Origin of the sequence: Paraburkholderia sp. SECH4 (genome assembly GCF_030511745.1) — a bacterium.
GTDB lineage: Bacteria > Pseudomonadota > Gammaproteobacteria > Burkholderiales > Burkholderiaceae > Paraburkholderia > Paraburkholderia madseniana.
In genome coordinates this window covers 1-23,219 of record NZ_JALOCP010000003.1, presented here as the reverse complement: position 1 = coordinate 23,219, position 23,219 = coordinate 1, and the positions used below count along the sequence as shown (strand labels likewise).

The 23,219-nt window shown below is 57.7% G+C and carries 22 protein-coding genes and 2 pseudogenes; 10 read left to right on the top strand and 14 right to left on the bottom strand.

The genetic code is table 11. The features are described 5' to 3' along the window. Positions 1–167: 167 nt before the first annotated feature. The 4 genes from M0D67_RS05615 to M0D67_RS05600 form a co-directional block, all read right to left on the bottom strand. Positions 168–1,289 (bottom strand): alkene reductase, encoded by a 1,122-nt coding sequence (locus M0D67_RS05615; protein ID WP_266237713.1) that lies wholly within the window; start codon positions 1,287–1,289, stop codon positions 168–170. 129 nt (positions 1,290–1,418) lie between these two features. Beyond that, the gene (locus M0D67_RS05610) at positions 1,419–1,922 is read right to left on the bottom strand and encodes a nuclear transport factor 2 family protein (RefSeq protein WP_266237711.1); all 504 of its coding nucleotides are present in this window, start codon (positions 1,920–1,922) and stop codon (positions 1,419–1,421) included. Between the two features lie 81 nt (positions 1,923–2,003). Beyond that, on the bottom strand, positions 2,004–3,092 hold the full coding sequence (locus M0D67_RS05605) for a substrate-binding domain-containing protein (RefSeq protein ID WP_266237708.1): 1,089 nt from the start codon (positions 3,090–3,092) through the stop codon (positions 2,004–2,006). Between the two features lie 412 nt (positions 3,093–3,504). Further along, complete coding sequence (locus M0D67_RS05600; RefSeq protein ID WP_266237706.1) at positions 3,505–4,341, bottom strand: IclR family transcriptional regulator; 837 nt, start codon at positions 4,339–4,341, stop codon at positions 3,505–3,507. 106 nt (positions 4,342–4,447) lie between these two features. Between M0D67_RS05600 and M0D67_RS05595 the strand changes: the two genes are divergently transcribed. Then, complete coding sequence (locus M0D67_RS05595) at positions 4,448–5,257, top strand: IclR family transcriptional regulator (RefSeq protein WP_266237704.1); 810 nt, start codon at positions 4,448–4,450, stop codon at positions 5,255–5,257. A gap of 2 nt (positions 5,258–5,259) precedes the next feature. On the opposite strand, the gene M0D67_RS05590 is transcribed toward M0D67_RS05595, so the two are convergent. Then, positions 5,260–7,017, bottom strand: a complete 1,758-nt coding sequence (locus tag M0D67_RS05590; RefSeq protein WP_266237702.1) for an FAD-dependent oxidoreductase — start codon at positions 7,015–7,017, stop codon at positions 5,260–5,262. Between the two features lie 318 nt (positions 7,018–7,335). Here M0D67_RS05590 and M0D67_RS05585 point away from each other — a divergent pair, with 318 nt between their 5' ends. Genes M0D67_RS05585 through maiA form a run of 4 tightly spaced genes read left to right on the top strand, consistent with a single transcriptional unit; the run spans position 7,336 to position 11,808 of the window. Next, positions 7,336–8,292, top strand: a complete 957-nt coding sequence (locus M0D67_RS05585) for an MBL fold metallo-hydrolase (RefSeq protein WP_266237700.1) — start codon at positions 7,336–7,338, stop codon at positions 8,290–8,292. A gap of 56 nt (positions 8,293–8,348) precedes the next feature. Then, positions 8,349–9,782, top strand: coding sequence for a homogentisate 1,2-dioxygenase (hmgA, locus tag M0D67_RS05580; protein ID WP_266237698.1), 1,434 nt, complete (start codon positions 8,349–8,351; stop codon positions 9,780–9,782). Then, a complete protein-coding gene (gene fahA / locus M0D67_RS05575) occupies positions 9,782–11,164 on the top strand; it encodes a fumarylacetoacetase (protein ID WP_266238262.1) in 1,383 nt (460 codons plus the stop codon). Before hmgA ends, fahA begins: the two co-directional genes overlap by 1 nt. After that, positions 11,161–11,808 (top strand): maleylacetoacetate isomerase, encoded by a 648-nt coding sequence (gene maiA, locus M0D67_RS05570; RefSeq protein ID WP_266237696.1) that lies wholly within the window; start codon positions 11,161–11,163, stop codon positions 11,806–11,808. The genes fahA and maiA overlap by 4 nt, the downstream gene beginning before the upstream one ends. Before the next feature lie 379 nt (positions 11,809–12,187). On the opposite strand, the gene M0D67_RS05565 is transcribed toward maiA, so the two are convergent. The 3 genes from M0D67_RS05565 to M0D67_RS05560 form a co-directional block, all read right to left on the bottom strand. Beyond that, positions 12,188–12,826, bottom strand: a complete 639-nt coding sequence (locus M0D67_RS05565; protein WP_266238301.1) for a hypothetical protein — start codon at positions 12,824–12,826, stop codon at positions 12,188–12,190. Between the two features lie 874 nt (positions 12,827–13,700). Beyond that, the gene (locus M0D67_RS42060; RefSeq protein WP_308112557.1) at positions 13,701–13,826 is read right to left on the bottom strand and encodes a hypothetical protein; all 126 of its coding nucleotides are present in this window, start codon (positions 13,824–13,826) and stop codon (positions 13,701–13,703) included. Positions 13,827–13,930: 104 nt separating this feature from the next. Further along, positions 13,931–14,470 (bottom strand): H-NS histone family protein, encoded by a 540-nt coding sequence (locus M0D67_RS05560; RefSeq protein ID WP_308112556.1) that lies wholly within the window; start codon positions 14,468–14,470, stop codon positions 13,931–13,933. A gap of 353 nt (positions 14,471–14,823) precedes the next feature. Here M0D67_RS05560 and M0D67_RS05555 point away from each other — a divergent pair, with 353 nt between their 5' ends. The 3 genes from M0D67_RS05555 to M0D67_RS05545 are packed head-to-tail and all read left to right on the top strand — an operon-like array spanning position 14,824 to position 16,948. Further along, positions 14,824–15,681: a hypothetical protein gene (locus tag M0D67_RS05555; RefSeq protein WP_266237693.1), complete on the top strand. Its 858-nt coding sequence runs from the start codon at positions 14,824–14,826 to the stop codon at positions 15,679–15,681. Beyond that, positions 15,678–16,391, top strand: a complete 714-nt coding sequence (locus M0D67_RS05550; RefSeq protein ID WP_266237690.1) for a hypothetical protein — start codon at positions 15,678–15,680, stop codon at positions 16,389–16,391. The genes M0D67_RS05555 and M0D67_RS05550 overlap by 4 nt, the downstream gene beginning before the upstream one ends. An 8-nt stretch (positions 16,392–16,399) precedes the next feature. Next, positions 16,400–16,948: a hypothetical protein gene (locus M0D67_RS05545; RefSeq protein ID WP_266237688.1), complete on the top strand. Its 549-nt coding sequence runs from the start codon at positions 16,400–16,402 to the stop codon at positions 16,946–16,948. A 244-nt stretch (positions 16,949–17,192) separates the two neighbouring features. Here the strand turns inward: M0D67_RS05545 and M0D67_RS05540 are convergent, their stop codons facing one another. Continuing rightward, a complete protein-coding gene (locus M0D67_RS05540) occupies positions 17,193–17,573 on the bottom strand; it encodes a nuclear transport factor 2 family protein (RefSeq protein ID WP_266237685.1) in 381 nt (126 codons plus the stop codon). Positions 17,574–17,760: 187 nt separating this feature from the next. Here M0D67_RS05540 and M0D67_RS05535 point away from each other — a divergent pair. Continuing rightward, a pseudogene (locus tag M0D67_RS05535) lies at positions 17,761–17,937 on the top strand (tryptophan--tRNA ligase); the annotation flags it as partial. 16 nt (positions 17,938–17,953) lie between these two features. Here M0D67_RS05535 and M0D67_RS42055 read toward each other — a convergent pair. The 5 genes and pseudogenes from M0D67_RS42055 to M0D67_RS05515 all read right to left on the bottom strand — a co-directional run bounded on the left by M0D67_RS42055 (position 17,954) and on the right by M0D67_RS05515 (position 21,981). Next, positions 17,954–18,256: an H-NS family nucleoid-associated regulatory protein gene (locus tag M0D67_RS42055; RefSeq protein WP_367892344.1), complete on the bottom strand. Its 303-nt coding sequence runs from the start codon at positions 18,254–18,256 to the stop codon at positions 17,954–17,956. A 23-nt stretch (positions 18,257–18,279) separates the two neighbouring features. Next, complete coding sequence (locus M0D67_RS05530) at positions 18,280–18,501, bottom strand: hypothetical protein (protein ID WP_266237683.1); 222 nt, start codon at positions 18,499–18,501, stop codon at positions 18,280–18,282. 320 nt (positions 18,502–18,821) lie between these two features. Next, positions 18,822–19,190: pseudogene (locus tag M0D67_RS05525) on the bottom strand (GGDEF domain-containing protein). 165 nt (positions 19,191–19,355) lie between these two features. Then, a complete protein-coding gene (locus tag M0D67_RS05520; RefSeq protein ID WP_266237680.1) occupies positions 19,356–20,471 on the bottom strand; it encodes an RNA-guided endonuclease TnpB family protein in 1,116 nt (371 codons plus the stop codon). A gap of 172 nt (positions 20,472–20,643) precedes the next feature. After that, positions 20,644–21,981, bottom strand: coding sequence for a sensor domain-containing diguanylate cyclase (locus M0D67_RS05515; protein ID WP_266237678.1), 1,338 nt, complete (start codon positions 21,979–21,981; stop codon positions 20,644–20,646). A gap of 81 nt (positions 21,982–22,062) precedes the next feature. On the opposite strand from M0D67_RS05515, the gene M0D67_RS05510 reads away from it, so the two are divergent. Next, positions 22,063–23,076: an IS110 family transposase gene (locus tag M0D67_RS05510; protein ID WP_266237676.1), complete on the top strand. Its 1,014-nt coding sequence runs from the start codon at positions 22,063–22,065 to the stop codon at positions 23,074–23,076. The last annotated feature ends 143 nt before the right edge of the window (positions 23,077–23,219 follow it).

Sequence of the window (23,219 nt, the reverse complement as noted above, 5' to 3'; positions counted from 1 at the left end):
CCTGTGTTCGCCAGTGGCCCGCAACCGGGCCCGAAGTGACAGGTGCTGCACACTAAAGCGGAAGCGCCCGGCGGGTGAGGTCCTGTCCGCTAATCACGAGGCAAACGAAAAGGTCGGATACTCGATAACCGAGTAAATCCGACCTTTGTGCGCTGCGTGCAGCCAGTTCAGCCAGCTTGCATTTCGTTGTCGAAGCTTTCCTGATATGCGGGATAGTCGATATATCCTTCGTCTCCCCCACCATAGAAGGTTGCCGGGTCGAACGGCGTGAGTGGCCAATTGTTCCTGAACCGTTCTACTAGGTCGGGGTTCGATATGAATGGGCGACCGAATCCTGCCAAGTCGGCAACCCCGCTATTCACGAGCTCCTCAGCCGTCTCTTGCGTAAGTGAACCAGCAATCACGAGCGTCCCTTTGTACGCGTTGCGGAATTTCCTGATGAAATCCTTCGGAATCGCTGCGTTGCAAAGCGACTCCTGGTCGCTGAGGTGCACGTACGCAAGGTTTCTCTCACTAAGTTTCTCAGCCAGAGTCAGCCACGTGTTTTCCTCGTCGTCGAAACTGTGCATATCGTGAAGGCGGCCGTATGGCGCCAAACGGATGCCGACCTTGTTACTGCCGATGGCGTCGGCCATTGCGTCGATAGCATCCAGCGTGAAGCGCAATCTGTTCTCGAGGCTGCCTCCGTATTCGTCAGTACGGTTGTTGCAACCCGCATTGATGAACTGCTCGAACAGATAGCCGTTTGCCCCGTGAATTTCGATTCCGTCGAAACCGGCTTCCATCGAGTGCTTCGCCGCAATGACGAAATCGGACGTCACGCGCGCAATGCCTTCCGTGGTCAGTGCTACTGGAGTGCTAAGAGGAACCGGCCCCGGTTGCCCAGATTCATCATAGCCATAGCATGTGTAGCCTTGAGCTGGAATATCCACTGAAGATACCGGTGCAGCGCCATTCTCCTGCAGGCTGACGTGCGAAATCCGGCCAACGTGCCAGATTTGGATGAAAATCTTGCCACCCTCTTCGTGCACACCTTTCGTTACGGCCTGCCACCCCCTGATTTGTTCGGGCGTATGAATGCCCGGAGTAAAGAGGTAGCCCGTTCCCTCGATTGAAATTTGCGACCCTTCTGTAACTATCAAGCCGGCCCCGGCTCGTTGACGATAGTACAGTGCGGTCTTGGCATCAGGAACCGTGTCCTGAGCGCGGGACCTCGTCATTGGTGCCATGAGGACACGGTTCGCCAGTAACGTGCCATTCATATCGTAACTTTGCAGTAGCTTGCTCATCACTATCCCTTCAATTGCTTTGTGCCATACAAAAATGTTGCGCGAACAGGCCGAACGAGGTGAAGCGCATCTCACTCCTCGCATGACCTGCCGCGCAACACACGGACAAGGAAAATGTCTGCTAGGAAGTCACCAAGATTCCTTTACAAACGGAGACTTGACCCACCCTTCCGTCCACGGTGATGATTGGTCGATGGTTCCCGTGATTTCTTCGAAGAACCATTGGTCGTCAATCTTGACGAGCTTGTCGCTGTATTTGCCAGCAAGAACAAACGCCTCGGCCTCCGGCTTTGCCGGCGAAGGCGCCATCGTCAGCAAGCAGACCAGATAGAAGGTCGCATCCGCATGCTTTCCGTCAGGACCAATAGTGACGACCGGCGAGGAGATGTTGTGCTGGCCCCAGGCGATACCCTCTTTGAGATTTCGACAGTGCTGCTTGATTCCGGCCCTGCCCTTCGCTTCGCCGCCGACGCCCTTGATAACCCAAAGGCCTTCCTCAGTGAACAGCGATGCGATTCCTTCCGGGTTGTAGCCATCGTCGAGATGACGCGCGTATGTTGCCTTCAGCTGTTTGATAGCCTCGACGTCCTCGATGCGCTTGACGCGTTCTTCCAAACTGAGTTCCTGGCTCATATTGCTCTCCTGGGTTGAATTTTAAGATTTTACTTAGTAATACATATAAAACTACAAATGAAGAGAATTTCGTATGCCAAGTTACTGCTTAAAAACCGCCTTCAGCTTGTCTGCGGCCAGTACGGACGAAAAGTCAGCGTCAGGGGGGGCAGATGTGTCGCACTTTGGCGCAACTCCGGCTCCGCTATCGGCGTATGTATAGGGGAACACCTTCAGGGGTTCGTTATCCGTTGTGCCCTGATACATTGCGACCCCACGGCGAGCAGCGAACCGGATAACGGAAGTCATGCCGTCAAGCGAGTAGTACGGGAAGGGCTTGCCGGCTTCCTTCATCGCTACGTACTTGCAGCTGAGCTCGTTGTTGCTTGAGCCCGTCGCAATCGCGGGAATGGGCAGATGTGCCTGTTGGAAGGTCTTGACGGTCGCAAGCGCTGTGACGCCATAGTCGGCTGCGACCCCGTCTATGTGTGAGTATTTGGCAATCACCCCTTCGACGGCTTTAGGTGCGTCGATGGGGTTCCAGTTCGTCACGACGAAGTCGTTCTGCACCAGCTTGAGGCCGGGATATTTCGCGAGGTGTGTTTTGAAACCATCGAGAAAAGTTTGGGAGGCCGGTGCACCCGGGATGCCGCCAAGGAAGACGACATTGCCGTTCTTCAGGTTCTGGCCAAACCAGTCTGCCCACGCTCCGCCAATGCGAAGAAGGTCGGCGCTCACGTTTGCCGCATAGTCCTTACCGGGCGTTCCCGGAATCTCTGCCATGTACGGAATGACCGTCACGCCAGCTCGAGTAGCAGCGCGCATTGCAGGAAGTTGAGCGGCGCCGAAGTCCGGATAGACGATGAGGACGTTCACCCCCTGAGCGACCATACTGTTGATGTCGGAGTTCGCTTTTTGCTGGTCGCCGTTAGCGTTCGTGTAGATGAACCGTTTGAGGTTTTTGCAACGTCCGACTTCGTCCTTCAACTCGGCGATGGCTGTTTTTCGCCAGGTGTTACCCCCATAGCCATCCGAGAGTCCAACAACCATGGGCTTGGTCCCGCACATGGACGTGATGTCGCCCTGGCGCTGAACCGATATCGAGTCTGCCGCCAGCGCTGCCGATGATGCAGTTCCTGCCAGCAAGCCTGCGGCAAGAACGTACGTGGAATATCTGAAAAGTTGCTTCATCGTCTCCTCTCCTTTTTTGAGTCAGTAATCGATTGACCAACGCGGCCTTCGATATCCATGCGACGACTATAGGAGCGCAATGACGTGCCTTCACGACTTGACGCGCCATATTGATTGGCCTATTTACGCCAGGCGCGTGCGGGATAGCTAACTCGTCAATGCAGAGGAATTCACACGGTATCCGGCGCTTTCGCCGACAGGAGTGCGTTTCAGCCGGTTCGGCCGCCGGTGCAGGACGCGCGCATTACGCGGCGCGTTTGCTGGCAAATAAGGGAATATGCTGAGATGGCGGCCACTCTCGGTGGCCGTGCAGGAAGACGACTGCGAAGCGTCTGGTCGCGCAATGCAAGCGTGGGCCGTGCGAAAGGAGCAGTTAAGCCCTTTGGGCAGGTTTCATGGAGAGGCCTGTTGGCTAGGCGGCGGGGACCGCGGGGCTGGCATTCAGTGCCGTTAACTCCCTGGTAGTCTCGAGCAAGCTCGTCGCAAGCGTACCCTTCCAAGCGACGTCGAACGTGCCTCCCACACCAAACAGGGTGAGCACCAGAACGATGTCACCACCACTGTCGAAAACCGGAGCGCTGATGCTATTGATGCCAGGAATCGGCAACCCTTCACCGCGTGCGAGGCCGCGCTTGCGGATATCCGCGAGAATCGCTTCGAACTGCTCTCCCGACAGACGTGAACCCTCCGACGTTTGTAGGCCAATATCGGCTTTTATGAGGTCCTGAAGATTGGCCGTTTGTTTATACGCAGCGAATACGCGGCCAGTTGTCGAATGCACTAGCGACATCACCGTGCCGACGTGCACACCCGCGTGTAACGATGCAGAAGGTTCGATGCTCTGAAGCACGGTCGGTCCGCGGTCACCCCACGCGGCTAACAGCACGCTTTGTCCCACGCGTGTCGCAAGGTCGAGTGCAGGCTGCATGGCGTTGCGGACTGCTGGCACCATTCGGAGCGCGTGCAACCCGAGTCGCAATGATAGTGGCCCCGGTTCCAGGCGCGATGTCACCGGGTCACGTTTGACGAGGCCTGTGCGCAGCAGGCTAACCATATAGGTGAAAGCCTGATTCGTTGGGATGCCGCTGAGAGCACCTAGCTCCGCGAGCGTCAGCGGCTCGCCAGCGCTGGCCAGATACTCAAGGAAGCGGCCGCCGACCTCCATACTCTGGATGCCCCGCTGCTCCTTGCGGGCATTCGATGGTTGTTCTTCTGGGCGCTGTTTTTTTGCCGGCTGCTTCGTTACCATGCAATCCTCTGCCGTACAATTGTGTTGTGATTATATAATTTTACCGGCTTCTGTATTCTCGTCACCGGTAAGTTATTTTCCAAGTTTTTTCAATCCGGACAGGCGCATGGATACCGAAAGCACCGAAAAATCCCAGCGGGGAATCCAGTCCGTTGAAGTAGGAAGCGAGATACTGCTTGCGCTCACCTACTCCGATTCTCCCATGGTACTCAAGGAAATTGCGGGGGTCACCGGAATGCCTCCCGCCAAACTCTTTCCGTACCTCGTAAGCCTTATCAAGCTCCAGCTGGTACAGCGTGTTGAGCCATCAGGAGGCTACGCACCTGGCCCTCTTGCGTTGCGCCTGGGTCTGTATGGCCTGCAGAGGCTTAACCCTCTGCGAGAGGCAGAGGCGGATGTGCTCGCACTGGCATCGAAGACGGGTCAGAGCGTGTTTGTGACGACCTGGGGACCGAACGGGCCGGTCGTCGTGCGCCAGGAGGACCCCTCTTACCCTCTCCATCTGACCTTGCGCGTCGGAACAATCATGTCGTTGGTAAACACGGCGACGGGAAGGCTCTTCGGCGCCTACATGCCCGAATCGCTTGTACGCAAAGCATTGGACGATGAAGGTATCCGGTTGAGCGGTGCAACCGACCTGAAGGCGCAAGACAAGCAACGTCTTTTCAAGGAATACGAGCAGATTCGCGAGGACGGAATGACCCGGACCACAGGGCACCCTCTGCCTGGCGTCAATGCAATCGCGGCGCCTGTTTTCATGTTCAACGGCACGATTGCGCTGTCAATCACGCTCGTTGGCCCTGCCGGCACTTTCGATACACGGTGGGATGGCGAGCTCGCGCTGACCCTGCGCAAGACTGCCGCCGACCTGTCGTATCGGCTGGGCTATTCTACGCAGCAGAGCAGCGAGATTTGACCTCAAGGATGGTAGGCGAGGCTACCGACCGGCGTTGAGCCGAAGGACGAACCGGCTCCTGTACTCGATTCCGCGATTGAGGAGCCGGCAATAAATCCGAACGTCAGCGCCGGTCCGAGCGTGATGCCGGCTCCCGGATAGTTTCCGCCCATGATGCTGCATGCGTCGTTGCCAACCGCGAAAAGCCCCGGGATAGGCGCAGATTTTTCGTCCAGCACACGGCAACTCGCGTCGGCCTTCAGGCCAGCGAAAGTGCCAATGTCGCCAATTCGCAGCTTGAGCGCGTAGAACGGGCCGCGTTCAATCGGCGCAACGCACGGATTCGGGCCGTGGAGAGCGTCGCCTTGGTATCGATTGTATGCCTGGCTGCCTTTGCCGAATTCGGGGTCGCGACCGAGCTTCGCTTCCTCGTTGAACGCCGCCACAGTCTTCCGCAATCCGTCTACGCTCACACCGATAAGTCGGGCCAACTCCTCGACGGTCTTCCCCCGGGTAAGGTAGCCGATTCGCAGATACCGACCGATGGGCATTGGAAACGGTGCTGCACTTCCCAAGCCATAAGTACGCAGTGTTTTGTGGTCGCAAATCAGGTGCGCCGAGATTTCCTCGCCTCGCTTTGTTGCGGCGACAAGTGCCTGCACGAAGTCATGGTATGAATTGCCTTCGTTGGTGAACCGTCGTCCGTCTTTCAGTACGGCAATTACGCCGGGCTTCGCCCGGTCGATGAAATGAGGCATGATGCCCGTCGTGCCGTCCTTTCGCTTAAGGGTCGATACCGGTACCCAGGCGGCCGCATTCGGCAACGTCTTGGCAACCTGAGCGCCGACGGTTTCAGCCATACGCAAGCCATCCCCCGTATTGCCCGTCGGCGACGGAGAGAAATGCTCCATGCCCGTCGGAGCATGCGGGAACAGTTGCTTGCGCCGTTCGATGTCATAAGGGAATCCGCCGCTTGCCAGTACCACCGCGCAACTAGCTGTAACACGGACAGCCTTACCCTCGCGCATGAGCGTCGCACCGGACACTCGGCCATTCTCGAACGTCAGCGAAGTTGCCTTCGTATTCAGCCACAGCGGCACATTGAGGTCGAAAAGCGACTTTGCCAGCCGCCCAGATAGGGCGTTGCCGTTCGTCAGCGTCATTCCGCGGCCGAACTTCATCACATCAGCGAAGTGCTTCGACAGCCGCTTGGTCACATACCACGCCGATTTCACCGATTTCGTCACTCGCATGAAGTGCACGATTTCCTTACCCGAACCAAGCATCATCCCGAAAACGGTCAGCTCAGGGAGCGCCGGTGCCAAATCGCCAATGTGCTTCCCGAGTTCACGTCCGTCAAAGGGTCTGGTTACCATCGAACGCCCACCTTGCCTGCCCCCTGGAGCCTCTGCGTGATAGTCGGGGAAAACTAGGGGCATGTCGAACCGCACTGCCGTCTTCGTCGTGAAGAAATCCACTGCTTCCGGGCCGTACTTGATGAAGGCGTCTACTCGGTCCGGGTCGAAGCTATCCCCTGCCTCATGCGCAAGATACGTGCGTGCCGCGTCCTCTGGCTCATAAATACCCTGCACCTTCGCCAACGAGGTGTTCGGAATCCACAGCCAGCCACCGGAGCGCGCCGTCGACCCTCCGAACTTTGGCTCCTTCTCAATAACGAGCACCTTCAGACCTTTTGACGCGGCCGTAATCGCTGTCGACATGCCAGACGCGCCTGAGCCGATGACCAGGACGTCACATTGATATTCACTCTCGTGCGGCATTGCTTTCTCCGGTGATGGTTCGTCCAGGGACGCACCACAAAATGATTGGCGGAGCCCAAACGTCTCCTTAAGCGAATGGTACGTTGAAATTTGCCCCTCGCAATTACAATTGCATAAGTACAATCCCGTAGAACCAAGCAGACGGCAGCTCCGTTTAAGTCAGATGTTTTCGGGTTCCGTTCGTGGGATGAGGGAAATTATCTATATGCCACTATATTCGTTTATGTATAATTTCAAGCATCCGACCACACATGTGGCCTTCCTATCGGCGGGCGACCGCTCAGTCCGACTTTCGAACTACCAATAGAGGTTTTCGCCATGACGTCACAGAAGAAGTTCGCTTCCCACGCGGATACTGAAGAGAAAAAGGTCACGTTTGAACAGCTTTCCGAGCACGCCTACGCCTACACCGCGGAGGGTGACCCCAATACCGGCATCATCATCGGCGATGACGCGGTGCTGGTCGCGGACACTCAGGCAACGCCGGTCATGGCTCAGGACGTCATTCGCCGTATCCGCGAGGTGACGGACAAACCCATCAAATACGTGCTCCTCACCCACTACCATGCTGTTCGCGTGCTCGGCGCGTCGGCATACAACCCGCAACAAATCATCGCGAGTCAGGACACCTACGACCTCATCGTCGAACGTGGTGAGCAGGACATGAAGAGCGAGATTGAACGCTTCCCGCGACTGTTCAATGCTGTTGAGTCAGTACCGGGACTGACATGGCCAACTTTGACTTTCAAGAAGGAAATGACGCTGTGGCTCGGCAAGCTCGAAGTGAAAATCCTTCAGCTTGGTCGCGGACATACGAAGGGCGACACCGTCGTGTGGTTGCCCCAGGAAAAGGTCCTTTTGTCGGGCGACCTCGTCGAGTACGGCGCTACGCCGTACGCCGGTGACGCCTACTTCCAGGACTGGCCTGCTACGCTCGACGCCATTGCCGCGCTGAAACCCGAGAAGCTGGTTCCCGGCCGCGGTGCCGCGCTGAAAACGCCCCAGGAAGTCGCTGAAGGTCTGGCTGGGACACGCGCATTTGTCAGCGAGCTCTACAACAAGGTCAAATCCGGCTCGAGCGAAGGGAAGGACCTGAACGCCATCTACAAAGAAACGTACGCAGCGTTGAAGCCGAAGTTCGGCGACTGGGTCATCTTCGACCATTGCATGCCGTTTGATGTGACACGGGCCTACGACGAATCCACGCAGTACCCGGACCCGCGCATCTGGACTGCACAGCGCGACAAGGAAATGTGGGAAACGCTCGAAGGCTGACCTGCATACGGCGGACCGCGGGTGTTTGACACGACGCCAGGGTCTCCGCCTTCAAGATGGCTTACCCCCGGAGGCTCAACGTGCAACACCCGACTCTCGAAACGAAAGAAAATCGCGAGGCCGTGCGCGCAGCCTCGCTTCAGAATTCCAATCTCAAACGTGCCTCGTCGGCAACGGCGGCATTTTCGGCGCACCCTGCCGGATATCAGTCCGGCTTCGGCAGCGAGTTTGCGACCGAAGCGCTTCCTGGCGCACTGCCGGTGGGCCGGAATTCACCACAGCGAGTCGCGTACGGCCTTTATGCGGAACAGTTTTCCGGAACGGCGTTCACTGCGCCTCGCTCGCATAACCGTCGCTCGTGGCTTTACCGGATACGTCCTGCGGCTGTCCACGAGCAATTCACGCCGTTAGGCAACGACAAGCTTGTCAGCGACTTCTCCAAGGTGCCGCCGACGCCGCCAAATCAGCTCCGTTGGGACCCGTTACCGCTTCCCCAAGAGCCCACCGACTTCGTCGATGGTCTGGTAACGATGGCCGGTAACGGCTCGGCTGAGTCGATGACCGGTTGTGCCATCCACATGTACGCAGCGAACCGGTCAATGCAAGACCGTTTCTTCTACAGTGCTGATGGGGAGTTGCTGATTGTTCCGCAACTTGGAGCACTGAGCATTGCAACCGAACTCGGCCTCATTGAAGTCGGACCGCAAGAAATCGCCGTCATTCCACGCGGCACACGCTTTCGCGTCGAACTGCTCGACGGGGATGCACGAGGCTATATTTGCGAGAACTTTGGCGCCCTTCTCCAGTTGCCAGACCTCGGTCCCATTGGCTCCAACGGGCTTGCCAATCCGCGCGATTTCCTGACCCCGCAGGCCGCCTACGAAGTGCTCGAAGGCAATTTCGAACTGGTCGCGAAGCTGAACGGTCAACTTTGGCGCGCCAACATCGACCACTCGCCGCTCGACGTCGTCGCGTGGCACGGGAACTACGCGCCATATAAGTATGACCTGCGCCGATTCAACACGATTGGCTCAATCAGCTTCGACCATCCAGACCCGTCAATTTTTCTGGTCCTCCAATCACTCAGCGACACACCAGGTGTCGACACCATCGACTTTGTCATTTTCCCCCCGCGCTGGCTCGCCGCCGAGGACACCTTCCGACCGCCCTGGTTCCATCGCAACGTTGCCAGCGAGTTCATGGGTCTCATCCATGGAGAATATGACGCGAAGGCGGAAGGCTTTCTCCCAGGCGGCGGCAGCCTGCATAACTGCATGTCGGGCCACGGCCCTGACGCCGGCACATTCGACAAGGCGTCTTCGTCTGACACCACGAAGCCGGCCAAGGTCGACTCCACCATGGCCTTTATGTTCGAGACGCGCACGCTCATCAAGCCGACGCAGTTCGCACTGGAAACCTCGCAACTGCAGGTGAACTACTTCGAGTGCTGGCAGGGGCTCAAGAACAACTTCAATCCGGAAGTGAAATGATGACTGCGACGACAGACGAAGCATTGGCGCTATCGCGGACAACCAGTCCGAAGCTGAGAAGCTGGGTTGAATCGGCGAATATGGGCAACGCCGACTTCCCCATCCAGAACCTGCCCTTTGGCGTCTTCTCGGACAACAATTCCGGCACCCCGCGTGTAGGCGTCGCAATTGGAGAGTTAATTGTCGACCTCGTTGTGCTCGAGTCGGCCGGATTGCTCTCAGTGCCGTACACGGTTACTGACGACGCGGGTCAACCAAAAAGCGTTTTCCGTCAGGGACGCCTCAACGACTTTGTGGCTTTGGGAAAAGCAGCTTGGGCCAGTGTACGGATTCAACTCTCGACGCTCCTGTCTGCAGACGGAACAACCCTTCGTGACAATGAAGCAGTCCGTGAGCGTTCGTTCGTTCGTCAATGCGACGCGGTCATGCATCTTCCATTCGAGATTCCAGGCTACACCGACTTTTATTCCTCGCGAGAACATGCGACCAATGTTGGGTGTATGTTCCGTGACCCGAAGAATGCACTGATGCCAAACTGGCTCGAGATACCCATCGGATACAACGGCCGGGCATCGTCGGTTGTTGTGAGTGGCACACCGATTCGGCGCCCCAACGGACAACGCAAAGACCCCGACTCCACGCGCCCCAGCTACGGGCCGTGTCGCAAGCTGGACATCGAACTGGAAACCGGCTTCTTCGTTGGCATCGGAAGCACAATTGGCTCACCGATTCCTGCGGCGACGGCTGACAACCACATCTTCGGCATGGTACTTCTGAACGACTGGAGTGCACGTGATATCCAGCAGTGGGAGTATCAGCCGCTCGGTCCGTTCAACTCGAAGGGCTTTGCGACCACAATTTCCCCGTGGGTTGTGACCATGGATGCGCTGGCGCCATTTCGCGTCGAGCAGCCGGCACAGATGCCAAAACCTCTCTCCTACCTGCGAGGAGCGACCAATGCGGGCATCGACCTGAATCTCGAGGTTCAGCTTAAGCCCAAGCTCGCCGTCTCGCCAACGACAATTGCGCGGACCAACTTCAAACACATGTACTGGTCGATGGCGCAACAGTTGGCGCACCACACGTCGTCCGGTTGCAACATGCGCATCGGAGACCTCTTGGGTTCAGGCACCATCAGCGGACCGAAATCAGAGTCGACTGACTACAATGTTGGGACGTTCGGTAGCCTTCTCGAGCTTACGTGGAATGGACAATCGCCCCTCAAGCTTGGCAATGGCGAAGCTCGGAGTTTCATCGAAGACGGCGACGAACTGACCTTGCTCGGATGGTGTCAAGGCGAAGGCTACCGCATCGGCTTCGGTTCATGCGTCGGCACCATATTGCCGGCCCACGCCATCGAGGCGCCGGAGAGCGATGAATGAAGCTCTACAGCTACTTCCGCGGCTCCGCGTCGTATCGGGTGCGCATTGCCCTCGCACTAAAGGGCCTGTCCTATGAATATGCGGCAGTTCACCTTCTAAGGGGAGGTGGCCAGCAACTCTCGTCAGTTTATCGTGGACTCAATCCAGACGCATTGGTTCCTACTTTGGAAGACGGACCACATGTCCTGACGCAGTCGCTGGCAATAATCGAATACATCGACGAGTTGCACCCTGAACCTCCCTTGCTGCCAAAGGCCCCAGAGGACCGTGCGTATGTTCGTTCCGTAGCGTTGCAGGTTGCGTGTGAAATTCACCCGGTCAACAACTTAAGAGTGCTGCAGTACCTGAAGAGACACTTCGACATATCAGAGGGGCAGAAGTCGCAGTGGTACCAACACTGGGTTGACGCCGGATTCAGTTCTTTGGAAGCAAGGCTATGCACTGAACGTCGCGTCGGTGATTTTGTGTTCGGAAACGCCCCAACACTCGCGGACTTGTGCCTCGTTCCGCAGGTCTGGAATGCTCAGCGATTTGCGATACCTTTGAACCGCTATCCGACTATCAACCGCCTCGCTACAAATGCGATGGCCTTGGAAGTGTTCCGGCAGGCTGAGCCGGCAGCTCAGCCCGACGCGGAGAGTTGACTTTTTTTATAGACCTCGCACGGCGCCACCTATGCGCCATTGATGGAGCCGTCGCGTCGTCGCACCGAATTTGATGCCATTGAGGCGGAGTCAATGTCACTTGAACTGCCGATGAATTTCCCTACCATATGCGGGTGAGCGAGAGGTGGACGGGAGTCGACCGGCACTCTTTCCTGCACGGCAGCGAAAAAGGGCTCCACGAAGCGTGTATTCTTACGAATGAAGCCGAAGGTTCAATCCGCAACGAACCATCCGTTCGCCGCGGATGGTTTGAACACTAACGAACAAACTGCGGTCCAGTTGCAGCACTTCCGAACAACTACATAGCGCCGGAGCCCGGCTCCATGGTGCAGTTTGGAGACAGCATGAGCGCAGGTTTTCAACATCCTTTTCCCGCGGCTATAAATAGCGTCGGACGTGGAAAAATCGTCAGTGCCCAACAGGCCGTACGGCTGATTCGCCCGGGCAACACGGTGGCAACCGGAGGCTTCGTTGGCATTGGCTTCGCGGTAAACGTCACGGTATCGACCCCGAAGAACGCGCCTCTACCGTCATGAATCTGGACCGTGGCAATCGGGTTGCCCGAGGAGGTGACGGACACCAACGTACTAACGACATTGGCGGCCGCAATCGCCTGCCCAACCAGTGCACCCGAAGCGTCATAGGCGTAGATACCGACATTGACCCCGGCGCCCTCCGAGAGGTAGGCCGACACCGATTGAACGTTGCCAGTGATGGCGGAGTTCAAGCTAAAAGTCATCAGACCAAGTGGCGAGTAGGCTATGTTCGGCGGGGTGTTGGCAGGCAAAGGGTTAGCTGCGGCAGCTAAAGCTGCGGCAGCAAAAGCGGTCGCGCCAGACACCAGCACCCCAAGATTCTCGTACTGGTTTGTAACAGCGGTTCCCGTTTGAAACTCATCGAAAGTCAGCGTGATTGTCGTGGCCAGCGCGCTCGACGCTGCACCCAGCCCCATCAAAAGTGACAGCATCCACAGTAGGGAAAAAAGAGGTCTGCGCACGGCAGTACTCCTTCGTAGAGAATGGTTTCGGCGGGGTAACAACCGGCTTCGCACGGCGTGCCGTGTCACGCGCCTCTCCGGATGGACCAAATGACACGACAACGCACAGGCATGGTGCCTCCTCGCTTCGCAAGCCGTAGAGACACGCGCATGCGCCGGAGATGGCGCGCTGGAGGGCGCTACTGACGGGGTATCGAGAGTGTGTGCTGGAAGCAAGTGTCCATAGTCGCCGCTTAGTCTTAGTTATCTACACCGCCCCGGACACCCAGCAGGCCCACGATGAAGTGAGCAGTACTTCTATTTATTTATCAATAAACGATAGGCCAGCGTTTGACGGATTTCAACCTGCTACTGAGAGAACGGTACGCTTAAGTCGGGTAATAAAAATATGGCTGAAACCCTTACGGAATCAGGACCTCGTGGCGTTCACGCGCCCCTCGTCCTAGCCATGGTGGGTCGGAGTGAGTCGTTGAGTTTCATCCGATTATTGCGGGCCCGTGCCGCATCATTTTTTGACAGCATCCCCGGGCTTTGAGCAATACATCGCCACGCGCTCGGCCCGCACCTCGCTGTTTCGGATACTTAGTTCAGGTCAGTCAGCGAAGGGTTCGCCTTGGATACGCCAGTCTCGCCGCAGAGAACGTCGACCGAACGTCTGCCTATTCGATGGGTTTATCCTGTGGCTTTCCTGACGCCGAGCTTCTTCCGAAACTCGCACAGGACACCACGCGGTCGGCGGCCGTGTGGCGGGGAAACACCTACCGAAACAGCAAGCCGCGCAACTTCAGGCAGCACAGGCGCAATAAAATGCCGGCTTGGTATGTTCGGTGGAACCAGCGATTCTCTGGTCCAACCGAACAACGGACAACTGCGCTCAGGTCGTCGACTCGGCGCCAGACTCGACAGTGGCCACCGGAGCAGTCACAGCGGCGTTCTTGCGCAGCGCTTTCTTCGCCGGTTCCTTCGCGTTCACCGCCTTCTTTGAAGCAGTTTTCTTCACCGCAACCTTCTTCGACGGTGCGGACTTTGTCGCTGCGACCTTCTTGGTCGTAGTGTTCGGTTTGCTCGCGGCACCCGCATCCGCCGCCGCGCTGGCGCCATCAATCAGAAACCGTGTCCGGTCCTTGACACCAGCCAGCCACGCCGGCGCGCGCCCGCGGCCGCGCTCCATGTCGCACCTGACTTGGGGTCAAGGTAAAGCGCCGGTTGAGCGCCCTTCGGCTGTCCTTTTCCAGCGCCCACACCGACCGTCTTCGATGCCGTCTTTTTGTCGGCAGCCTTTGCCTTGCTCACAGCACCTGCGGTCGTCGCAACAGTTGCTTCAGCGCCGCATGCAATCAGGAACTTGCTGCGGTCCTTGACGTTAGCAAGCCACGCTGGCGCGCGGCCGTGACCGGTCCATGTCGCGCCCGTTTTGGGGTACTGATACTTCGGTGCTGCTTTGGTCTTTTCGCCGATGGCGGCTTTCGTCTTGCCCGCAGCGACGCTGACCTTCAGTCCTTTCGCCGCCCGCTTTGCCGACGCCTTGGCTTCAATGTCTTCTGTCGTCAAGCCGTGTTCGAGCATCAGCTTGCGAATCTGCTCGACAACGGCGTGGACCTTCTTCGCTGCCAGAGCTTCGGCTTGCGCATGAAGCTTCTTCATCTTTGCTTCAATTTGTTCTAGTGTTGCCATATGGACTCCCCGTCCGGTTGATGAATGTCCGCACTATGCCACAGGCACCGCGGCACGCGCATAACTCCCCTGACCGAAAGCCGACTCATCTTTGCGACGACTATTCGAAGCCTCGTGCAGGGCGTCAGTTCGCGCAGTCCGAGGAACGCAAAAGTTGGTTGTTGAAAATGAAAAGGCGGAAATGTATGCGCCACCGCCAAGCGGACGGCGACCACTACTTTCGCGTATCGCACGATGCAATAACCGGTGATATCGTCAGGATTGCGCCGCAGCTACGTGGGGCCGCTGCCCACGGACAAATTAAATTATGAGAGAGACCAGTAATGTCCAAACCATCACCGAAGCATAACCACGAGGAAAGCTGCAGCCCGCCCACCAACGCGACCCTTGGTACATGCATCGCGCCGGTGAATCCCCGCCACGGGGCTTCCAAGTGCGAAACACCCGCAACACCGCAGTCTGGTTCGCCAATCGCCACAAAGCTCGTCAACAACCTCGGAATCGATGAACTCCGTATCCGATTGGCTGCGCTGGGTCCGCCAGAGAACCACATCGTGTACGCATATGTCGTTCGTACAGTCCGGCTTCGCAATGGACTATTGGAACAAACTGGGAGCGGTGGCAACTTCGATGGCGACGTCGTCACCTTGTGCACCTGCAAGCATGGTATGCGGGCCACTCTCTCGAGCGGCGAGTGGCGAAGAAAATGGATTGCCGGATTCACCAGCTACACCGCCGAGTTTGGTCATCAGCAGTATCTCAAATACCTGATGCGCGTCGGGGAAGCATATGACTCTCAATTCGACCTTGTTCAGGCACTTCGGGACAGCGAGCGAGACGCAGTCGTCGACTCAAAAGACTCACGAAAGAATCCCGTAGGCGACGTATTCTTACCGAAATCTCTACTTTCAGACGGCGACGAAAATTGGCACCCCGCTAGCTATCAGGCACCAATGGTCAAACATGCCCACCGGCACGAAAGAGACGACACGCAGTGGCACAACGATATCGAATACAGAGACAGATACGGCAGACACCCATCATTGCTCGTTGGTGACACCGCATGGACCTTTGTATGGAACGAGCGACTCGTCCGCCGTGCCCACCCAGCTCTTGTACGTGGTCATCGAAAATGGACCCTTGCAGATTTGCTGCTTGAACTCGACCCGGAGTGTCCATGAGCGTAGTGCTGCTACGGGTGGGAATCGACTCGGGCTCTGGAGGGATGCAGGGGCCTCTATTTGCCGATGGCTCCTTCGAACTGGTCCCAATCCCCGACAGTTTAGGGGTTGGCCGGCGAACATATGGGAATACTGCTGGCCGTAATGGGGTTCCGTTGGTGGAATATTTTCCACACGCACGGCGAGCGTTGCTGTCCGACCAAGCGATGCACGTTGACCCGGAATTCGAGACATTCACTTACGGCGACCCGACCCGCCCGAAGGCCGGATTGGCACGCCTAGAGCAGGGCGACATTCTTGCGTTCTATGCAGGGCTTGAGGGCTGGCTGCACGATGTCCCGGCAGGCTTATATCTAGTCGGATACTTTGTTGTTGAATGGGCGGGCTTGGCGACTTCCGCATCTCAGGGCTTCGTGAGCGAGCAGTTTGCCAAGAATTTTCACGTCATGCATGAGAAGGTCTATGTTGCACAGCGTCAACGACTGGTGCTGGTTAAAGGCTGCACGGGTAGCAGGCTACTTGAGAAAGCTCATCTCATTAGCGCGATGGCTACGAATCGCGCAGGCCAGCCATTGAAGGTTCTGTCTCCGGAAGCCCAAGCAGTTTTCGGTGACTTTGGCGGGCACATCTCGATTCAACGGAGCCCGCCACGGTGGGTAGATGAGAAGTGCGCTGACCGCGCGAAAGCGTTTCTCAATTCTCTTCTCTAGGGGGAAAGATGTCACGCTCCACTACTGCAATCAACAGTCTGCCGTTAGGCCAAGACCCGGACGAACTTCGCCCGCGAGGCCGATTCCCGACTGTATCGCTCAGTGCAGAGTACCTGGCCATGGGCTATCTTTTGCGGAGAAACGTTCTCACGTATAAGGCCCCACCATTCAACGAGGGGTACGACCTGCTCTGCAGCCATCCCGACCCACGTAAAGCGACTAGACAGCTTAGAATCCAGGTCAAAAGCCGGATGGCGACCGACTCCGACCGCGGGTTCCCCTTAAAGGCTCGCTCCATCGATGCATTCGACTTCCTTATCGTTGCATTCCTGAACGTCGGCTACTACCTACAAAAGGCGAAGAATAATGCGTCAATAGATGGTGCGCGCGACCCCGAGTTTTTTGTGCTTACCCCAGAATTCCTTCGAGAGCACCACCAAGCCGGTTCATGGGAAAAGGTGAGGCTCGGCGGTCTCGACATAGACACGTACAAAAATGAAAAAGGCTTCGAATTGATTGCACAAGCCTTAGACGTACCCTATCCGTCGAAGACGTAACATGGGCAGCCGGCGCCGAGTGTTGAGCACCGTACTTGCTGCGAATCAGCGACAATAGGCCGGGTTGGCCATTGAACAGCACACGCGGTGCTGTCAAATTGGATGCTACCGAACCCAACCACGCGCCAATGCCATCGGTTTGGCAAGGACAATACAGAGGTCGGTCAACCAGGCCAACCACCTCATCAAATGGGCGTGCCTCGGTAGCAAGAAGCCTTATCGCCCCGGGGTAAGACGTTCAATGCTACGGGCGTGCGGCTGTATCGAAAAACTCCAGCCATCGGGTTACCAGACCGTTTTTGACGGTGAAGATGTGCACCCATTCTGATTCGAACGATTTGCCTGTCGCCTTGATGGTCGCAGCGACAAAGCCGATTACGACAATGTGCTCGCCCGCGTCAATGAATTCACGAGGCTCGAATTTGGTGATTTTTTCAGCTGAAAAGAGGTCATCAAAATATCGCTGCACCTCGGTTCGCGTGCGACATATGGTGGCATACGGGAGGCTGGCGGGCCCCACCACTCGCCAGTCGATATTATCTGGAATGAGTGCCAGCAGCGCGTGAACGTCGCCCTGTCCAAAGGCAGCGTATGCGTCTTTGACGACCTTCATCGCATTGCTCATGTCAATCTCCCGGGCGCCAACCACGAGGAAATAGCGGAGTACGCAGACGTGGACGGGCAAGTTGCTCCGCTATTGATAGTTACTGCGTCCTATCATAGAACCCGTCCAGTAAAAACTCACGCTGCAGCGCGGATGCCTTCGCGCAAACCGCTGCCGTCAAACTTGCCGCTCGGTTGGTACCGATGCACAGGCCATGACCGACAACGTGGGCCGGCACCAGAAAGTCGCTGAAAACGTCATCGAGGTGGCGCTCGATTATCTCGCGGTCGGCATCGACCCGACGAAGTCGACCATCTTTATCCAGTCTCAGGTGCCGGAGCTGGCAGAACTGTCTCAGTGGCAGCTTAATCTCGTGACGGTCGCTGTCGGCGGGTCGGCATTCATCTTCGCGCGCTCTCCGGACGGACAATCAGGAACTCCTTCGAGTTCTTGCCGTCCAGCCACTGAGGGCGTGGCCCTCGACCGGTCCATGTCTGACCCGTTTCAGGATTTAAGTATCTGGGTGGCGCCGGCGACCTGCCACGTTTTCGTCCGACGAGCTCGCTTGGCTTGATGCCGTACTCTCGCATCTGCGCGCGAATCTCCGCTATCACTCCACGTCGTTCGACACGCAAGACACGCTCTATTTCCTTATCGAGTTCGGCCAGTTGGTTTACGAGTTTTGGGTAGGTGTTCTTTTCCATCGATTACTGGATGCAGGGGCAGCTCAGTTTTGCATCGTCCGGGATGCTTCTTCGAAAGCGCCGGCCGCGGCCGCATGAAGTCGCTGCAATGCGTCGCGCACCGCGTGAAGCTCGTCTCTGACGCCAATAGCACCGGCAGCGTCAACCATGTCGACACACGCGGACATAGCCCGCGAACAACCTTCATCAATTGCCCGGCATGCTTCATAAGGTTCAGCGGCCGACCGACCATCGCCTTTTTCCATTGGCTAGCTCGGATTGTTGAGTAACGTTGGCTCTCCGGCATCCGCAGCAAAGACCTTTGCTTTACCGTAAGACTGGTCAATCGCCCCTGAAGACGAGAGCCTCCGTGAGAGACAACGCGGCCCAACCGACATTACATTCGATAGCTTAAGAAATTCTTATGCAGAGGCGACCGTAGGCGGCGGATGGCTCCCGAGTGAATTGGACCAACACAATTACTCACTGCTATGCCTAAACCGGCGGGAATGGGAAATGAAGATACTTCTGCGTCGCCGAACGAGATGGGCCTGCTGCTGCGAGGCCGTTGGTCAGTGACAACGAGTCACGTCCGAACAGCGAACGAATCGGTTGCGCTTATTTTGTGCATGACGCGGTTATGGCCAGCGCCCTTGGCATCATAGAGCTGCTCGTCCGCAGCAAGAAGCAGCTCGCGGGGGCCGCCGCCTACAGCGGGCAGTCGCGTCGCGCAGCTGACACTGACCGTGACAACTGGCTGACCTTTCGTCAGTGCGAAATGGGTCATGCCTTCGACGCTTTTGCGCATCCGCTCGCCCGCGGCGATAGCGCCTGCTTCGTCAGTGTCAGGAAGCAGCACGGCAAACTCCTCGCCGCCATATCAAACGACAACGTCCGATGCGCGAGCTGCCTCGGTCAGGCAGTCGGCGACAGCCGAAAGCACTTCGCCGCCCATCGCATGTCCATAAAGGTCGTTGAATCGCTTTAAGTGGTCAATGTCGTTGACGTCCTCCTCGCCCTGAAGGACGGGGATTCCTGCGCTTCACAAGTCAGGTTCCTGTTTCGACGCGGACCGCCCGCTGGAGGTGTCTCCTGCAGGACTTCCGTCCGCTCCACAGGCTTAAGTTCCCGCGCGTCCCGCGGTACGTGTGGCTAGTAGTCCGGCTGCAAGGAGATTCCGCGCAGCGTTTTTATCGCGGTCGTGGACTTCGCCGCACTCAGGACAGGTCCATTCGCGAGTGCGCAGCGCCAGGCTCGCGAGCTTGAATCCGCAGGCGTGGCACGTCTTGCTTGATGCGAAAAACCGGTCGGCCTGCCAGTAGGTGCGACCGTACCAGGCTGCCTTGTACGCGAGTTGCCTGAGCAGTTCGCCCCAGGCCGCATCACCGATGCTTCTAGCGAGGTTGCTTCGCATCATCCCTTTGATGCACAGGTCCTCCATAAACACCGCTTGGTTTTCGCGGATGAGTCGGGTGGACAGTTTGTGCAGGAAGTCTTTACGGGCATCGGCGATGCGCGCGTGCAGACGGGCGAGGCGTCGGCGAGCCTTGTCACGGTTCTTCGAACCTTTCTGCTTGCGCGAGAGCTCCCGGCTGAGCCGCCGCACCCGATGCAGTAGTTCGGCGAGGAGCTTTGGCGACCGAACTGCCGCACGGTCATCGGAGAAGGTCAGGAAGGTCGTCAACCCGAGGTCGGCGGCGACGACTTTGTCACTCGCAGCATGCACAGCGACATCATCGTCGCAGAGCAGGCTCACGAAGTACCGGCCGGCGGCGTCGCACGACACCGTCAGGCTCGACGGTACGCCCGGCAACGCACGACTCCAGCGCACATCGAGCGGCTGGTTCATCTTGGCGAGCGTCAGCTTGCCATCGCGCAGTGTGAAGCCGTTACGCATCAGCGAGTAGCTCTGCGCGGCCTGTTTGCGCTTGAAGCGCGGGAATTTCGCGCGGCGAGCGAAAAAGTTCTGGTACGCGGTGTCGAGGTGACGGAGCGATGCCTGCAGGGCGACAATGGAAACGTCACGAAGCCAGACGCACCCCGGCGTCTGCTTGAGCGCAGTCAGCGCGGCGGCGTCATCAGCGTAGCTCGACTTCAGGCCATCCTTGTGGCGCTGCTGGCGACGCGCGAGCATATGGTTATAGACGAATCGCACGCAGCCGAAGTGCTGTGCCAACTGCTGCTCCTGAGCAACAGTTGGATAGAAGCGGAAACGGAAGGCGCGTTTGACGGGCATGACCCGTCTAGTGCAGAACCTTTATACGCTGCAGTCTCGGGCGAGAGCGGACATCGCGCCTTTCCTTCCGCCCTAAAGGATGGTGTCTCTCGGCGCTATGGGATGAAGATATCTCTGCGTTGCCGAACAGGGCGGGCTTGCTGTTGCGAGGCCGGTGTTCGAGGGCAACGAGTCACGTACGAACAGCGAACGAATCGGTTGCGCTTATTTCGTGCATGACGCGGTTACGGCCGGCGCCCTTGGCAGAATAGAGCTGCTCGTCCGCAGCAAGCAGCAGCTCGCGGGGGGCGCCGCCCAGAGCCGGCAGTCGTGTCGCGCAGCCGACACTGACCGTGACAACTGGCTGACCTTTCGTCAGTGCGAAATGGGTCATGCCTTCGACGTTCTTGCGCATCCGTTCGGCCGCAGCGATAGCGCCTGCTGCGTCAGTGTCAGGAAGCAGCACGGCAAACTCCTCGCCGCCGTATCGCACAACAACGTCCGATGCGCGAGCTGCCTCAGTCAGGCAGTCCGCGACAGCCGAAAGCACATCGTCGCCCATCGCATGCCCATAAAGGTCGTTGAATCGCTTGAAGTGGTCAATGTCGACGAACGCCACAGAAATGGCGCTTCCCTGCCGCGCAGCCCGCGTCCATTCTGCGTCGAGGCGTGCGTCCAGAGCGCGACGATTACTGAGACCGGTCAGAGCGTCGGTCGCCGCCCAACGCATGAGTTGCTCCTGTACCCTGATTTTATCCCTTAGGGCGAAGGCAAGCATCCAGGAAACGGCGACAAAAACCCCGCCGAACGCTAGCGTGAGCGTTCCAACCAGAAGGGACCGCTCCCGCCATGGCGACAGAATGTCATCAACCGCCGGCGCAACCACCGCAATAAGAGGGGTACCCGGCACGCGGGAAAACGAATACATCCTTTCAACACCATCGACTGTAGCTTTGGCGACGAAGGAACCTGAAGGATGAGTCTGCATGTAGGCGAAGCTTGCAGAGCGCACACGTATCCCTATGACCTTTTCAACGTAAGGCTTTCGTGCCAATAGCGTTCCGTCATCTAGCGCAATGAAAACTGAGCCCGCGCTACCCGTGCTTATCCTGGAGAGAAGCGACTGGAAATATTCCAGTCGGATGGCCAGAACCGCGATGCCATTGAAAGAGCCGTCGGGATTGTTTATGCGTCGGGTAAGCGAAACCGACCATTTGCCATCGCGCAAACGCGACCTGTATGGATGCGAAAAATACAGCCCGACGTTCGGGCTGTCCTGCTGGGCAACAAAGTAGTCGCGGTCATTCAGTGCAACAGGCGGATAAGCAACCTTGTTTTGGGCCACTGCTACTCGTCCGGCAGCGTCGAGTATGAAGGCTCCTCCGAGATAAACGGCGGTCGAGGCACGGTCGAACAGGACGGCGTCCCGAATGTTCGGCGGCAGCTTCCACGTTATTGGCTGTTGCGCGCCATCAACAATTGCCTGGAGCGACAGGTCGTCAATCTCTACGTTCCTCGAGATGATGATCATGTAGCCGGCCTCCTCGCCGCAGTTATGCGACGAGGGTTAAAGTCAGTTTGCGAGACGCACTTTGACCCTGCGGAGACCGACATGAACTATTGTGGCATAGACCTGCATTCGAACAACTGCGTCGTGATCGTCAGCGACGATAGCGACCGCATCGTGTACCAGAAACGCCTGCCAAACGAGCTTGCGCAGCTTGCGGCGGCGCTTGAGCCGTACCGGCACGAACTGACGGGTGTGGTCGTAGAGAGCACGTACAACTGGTACTGGCTCGTGGATGGACTGATGGATTCAGGTTACCGGGTACACCTGGCCCACCCCGCTGCCATCAGGAAATACGACGGACTCAAGCACAGCGGAGATTTCGCCGATGCGGCGTATCTGGCGAAGCTGCTGAGGCTCGGGTTGCTGCCCGAGGGCTATGTCTATCCGCGCGAGAACCGTGGCGCACGCGACCTGGCGCGCAAGCGCATGCAACTGGTGCGCTATCGCACTGCACAGATCCTTTCAATCGAGGGCATCGTGATGCGACAGACGGGCAGCCGAATAAGTGGCGAGACCGTCAAACGGCTGACGGCGGACCAGGTCGATGACTTTGCATTTACGCCCGATGTCGCGCTGGCCGTGGAGGCCAACCGCGCGGTCAGTCAGGCGCTGGGACAGCAGATTGAGGCGCTCGAGAAGCGACTGAGGGAACGCGTGAGTCTGCGTGCCGAGTACCGCCTGCTCAAGACAGTGCCGGGCATCGGCGACACGCTCGCGACCACGATCATGCTTGAGACCGGATCGATCAGTCGCTTTGCCCAGGTCGGCAATTTCAGTTCTTACTGTCGCTGTGTTGACAGTCTGAGGGAGAGTAACGGCAGGAAGAAGGGGGAAGGCAATACCAGGAACGGTAACAAATATCTCGCGTGGGCGTTTGTCGAGGCAGCGAACTTCGCGATGCGTTACTGCCCGCAGGCCAGAAGCTTTTACGATCGCAAGAAGAGCAGGACGAACCGCGTCCTGGCGATCAAGGCTCTGGCACACAAGCTCGCACGGGCGTGCTACTACATGCTACGAGACCAGAAGCCCTTTGATGTGCATCTTTGTTTCGGGTAACGGTTTGGCCAGGAGCGGTGAACCACGGCAAGCGACTGGCGTAAAGCCACCGCAAATGATTTGGACGCCGCTCCTGCGCCATCTGAACGTAAGCGCGCGATTTCGCACACCTAGCTTCCGTTGTTGATACGGCTCACGATTGC

What these genes read in the sequence shown, in the direction of transcription:
- M0D67_RS05585 (WP_266237700.1), top strand. Translation starts at nt 7,336, where the DNA reads ATGACGTCACAGAAGAAGTTCGCTTCCCACGCGGATACTGAAGAGAAA.
- M0D67_RS05590 (WP_266237702.1), bottom strand. Translation starts at nt 7,017, where the DNA reads ATGCCGCACGAGAGTGAATATCAATGTGACGTCCTGGTCATCGGCTCA.
- M0D67_RS05555 (WP_266237693.1), top strand. Translation starts at nt 14,824, where the DNA reads ATGTCCAAACCATCACCGAAGCATAACCACGAGGAAAGCTGCAGCCCG.
- M0D67_RS05510 (WP_266237676.1), top strand. Translation starts at nt 22,063, where the DNA reads ATGAACTATTGTGGCATAGACCTGCATTCGAACAACTGCGTCGTGATC.
- M0D67_RS05610 (WP_266237711.1), bottom strand. Translation starts at nt 1,922, where the DNA reads ATGAGCCAGGAACTCAGTTTGGAAGAACGCGTCAAGCGCATCGAGGAC.
- M0D67_RS05615 (WP_266237713.1), bottom strand. Translation starts at nt 1,289, where the DNA reads ATGAGCAAGCTACTGCAAAGTTACGATATGAATGGCACGTTACTGGCG.
- M0D67_RS05600 (WP_266237706.1), bottom strand. Translation starts at nt 4,341, where the DNA reads ATGGTAACGAAGCAGCCGGCAAAAAAACAGCGCCCAGAAGAACAACCA.
- M0D67_RS05550 (WP_266237690.1), top strand. Translation starts at nt 15,678, where the DNA reads ATGAGCGTAGTGCTGCTACGGGTGGGAATCGACTCGGGCTCTGGAGGG.
- M0D67_RS05515 (WP_266237678.1), bottom strand. Translation starts at nt 21,981, where the DNA reads ATGATCATCATCTCGAGGAACGTAGAGATTGACGACCTGTCGCTCCAG.
- fahA (WP_266238262.1), top strand. Translation starts at nt 9,782, where the DNA reads ATGACTGCGACGACAGACGAAGCATTGGCGCTATCGCGGACAACCAGT.
- maiA (WP_266237696.1), top strand. Translation starts at nt 11,161, where the DNA reads ATGAAGCTCTACAGCTACTTCCGCGGCTCCGCGTCGTATCGGGTGCGC.
- M0D67_RS05540 (WP_266237685.1), bottom strand. Translation starts at nt 17,573, where the DNA reads ATGAGCAATGCGATGAAGGTCGTCAAAGACGCATACGCTGCCTTTGGA.
- M0D67_RS05530 (WP_266237683.1), bottom strand. Translation starts at nt 18,501, where the DNA reads ATGGAAAAAGGCGATGGTCGGTCGGCCGCTGAACCTTATGAAGCATGC.
- M0D67_RS05605 (WP_266237708.1), bottom strand. Translation starts at nt 3,092, where the DNA reads ATGAAGCAACTTTTCAGATATTCCACGTACGTTCTTGCCGCAGGCTTG.
- hmgA (WP_266237698.1), top strand. Translation starts at nt 8,349, where the DNA reads ATGGCTTACCCCCGGAGGCTCAACGTGCAACACCCGACTCTCGAAACG.
- M0D67_RS05560 (WP_308112556.1), bottom strand. Translation starts at nt 14,470, where the DNA reads ATGAAGAAGCTTCATGCGCAAGCCGAAGCTCTGGCAGCGAAGAAGGTC.
- M0D67_RS05545 (WP_266237688.1), top strand. Translation starts at nt 16,400, where the DNA reads ATGTCACGCTCCACTACTGCAATCAACAGTCTGCCGTTAGGCCAAGAC.
- M0D67_RS05595 (WP_266237704.1), top strand. Translation starts at nt 4,448, where the DNA reads ATGGATACCGAAAGCACCGAAAAATCCCAGCGGGGAATCCAGTCCGTT.
- M0D67_RS05520 (WP_266237680.1), bottom strand. Translation starts at nt 20,471, where the DNA reads ATGCCCGTCAAACGCGCCTTCCGTTTCCGCTTCTATCCAACTGTTGCT.
- M0D67_RS42055 (WP_367892344.1), bottom strand. Translation starts at nt 18,256, where the DNA reads ATGGAAAAGAACACCTACCCAAAACTCGTAAACCAACTGGCCGAACTC.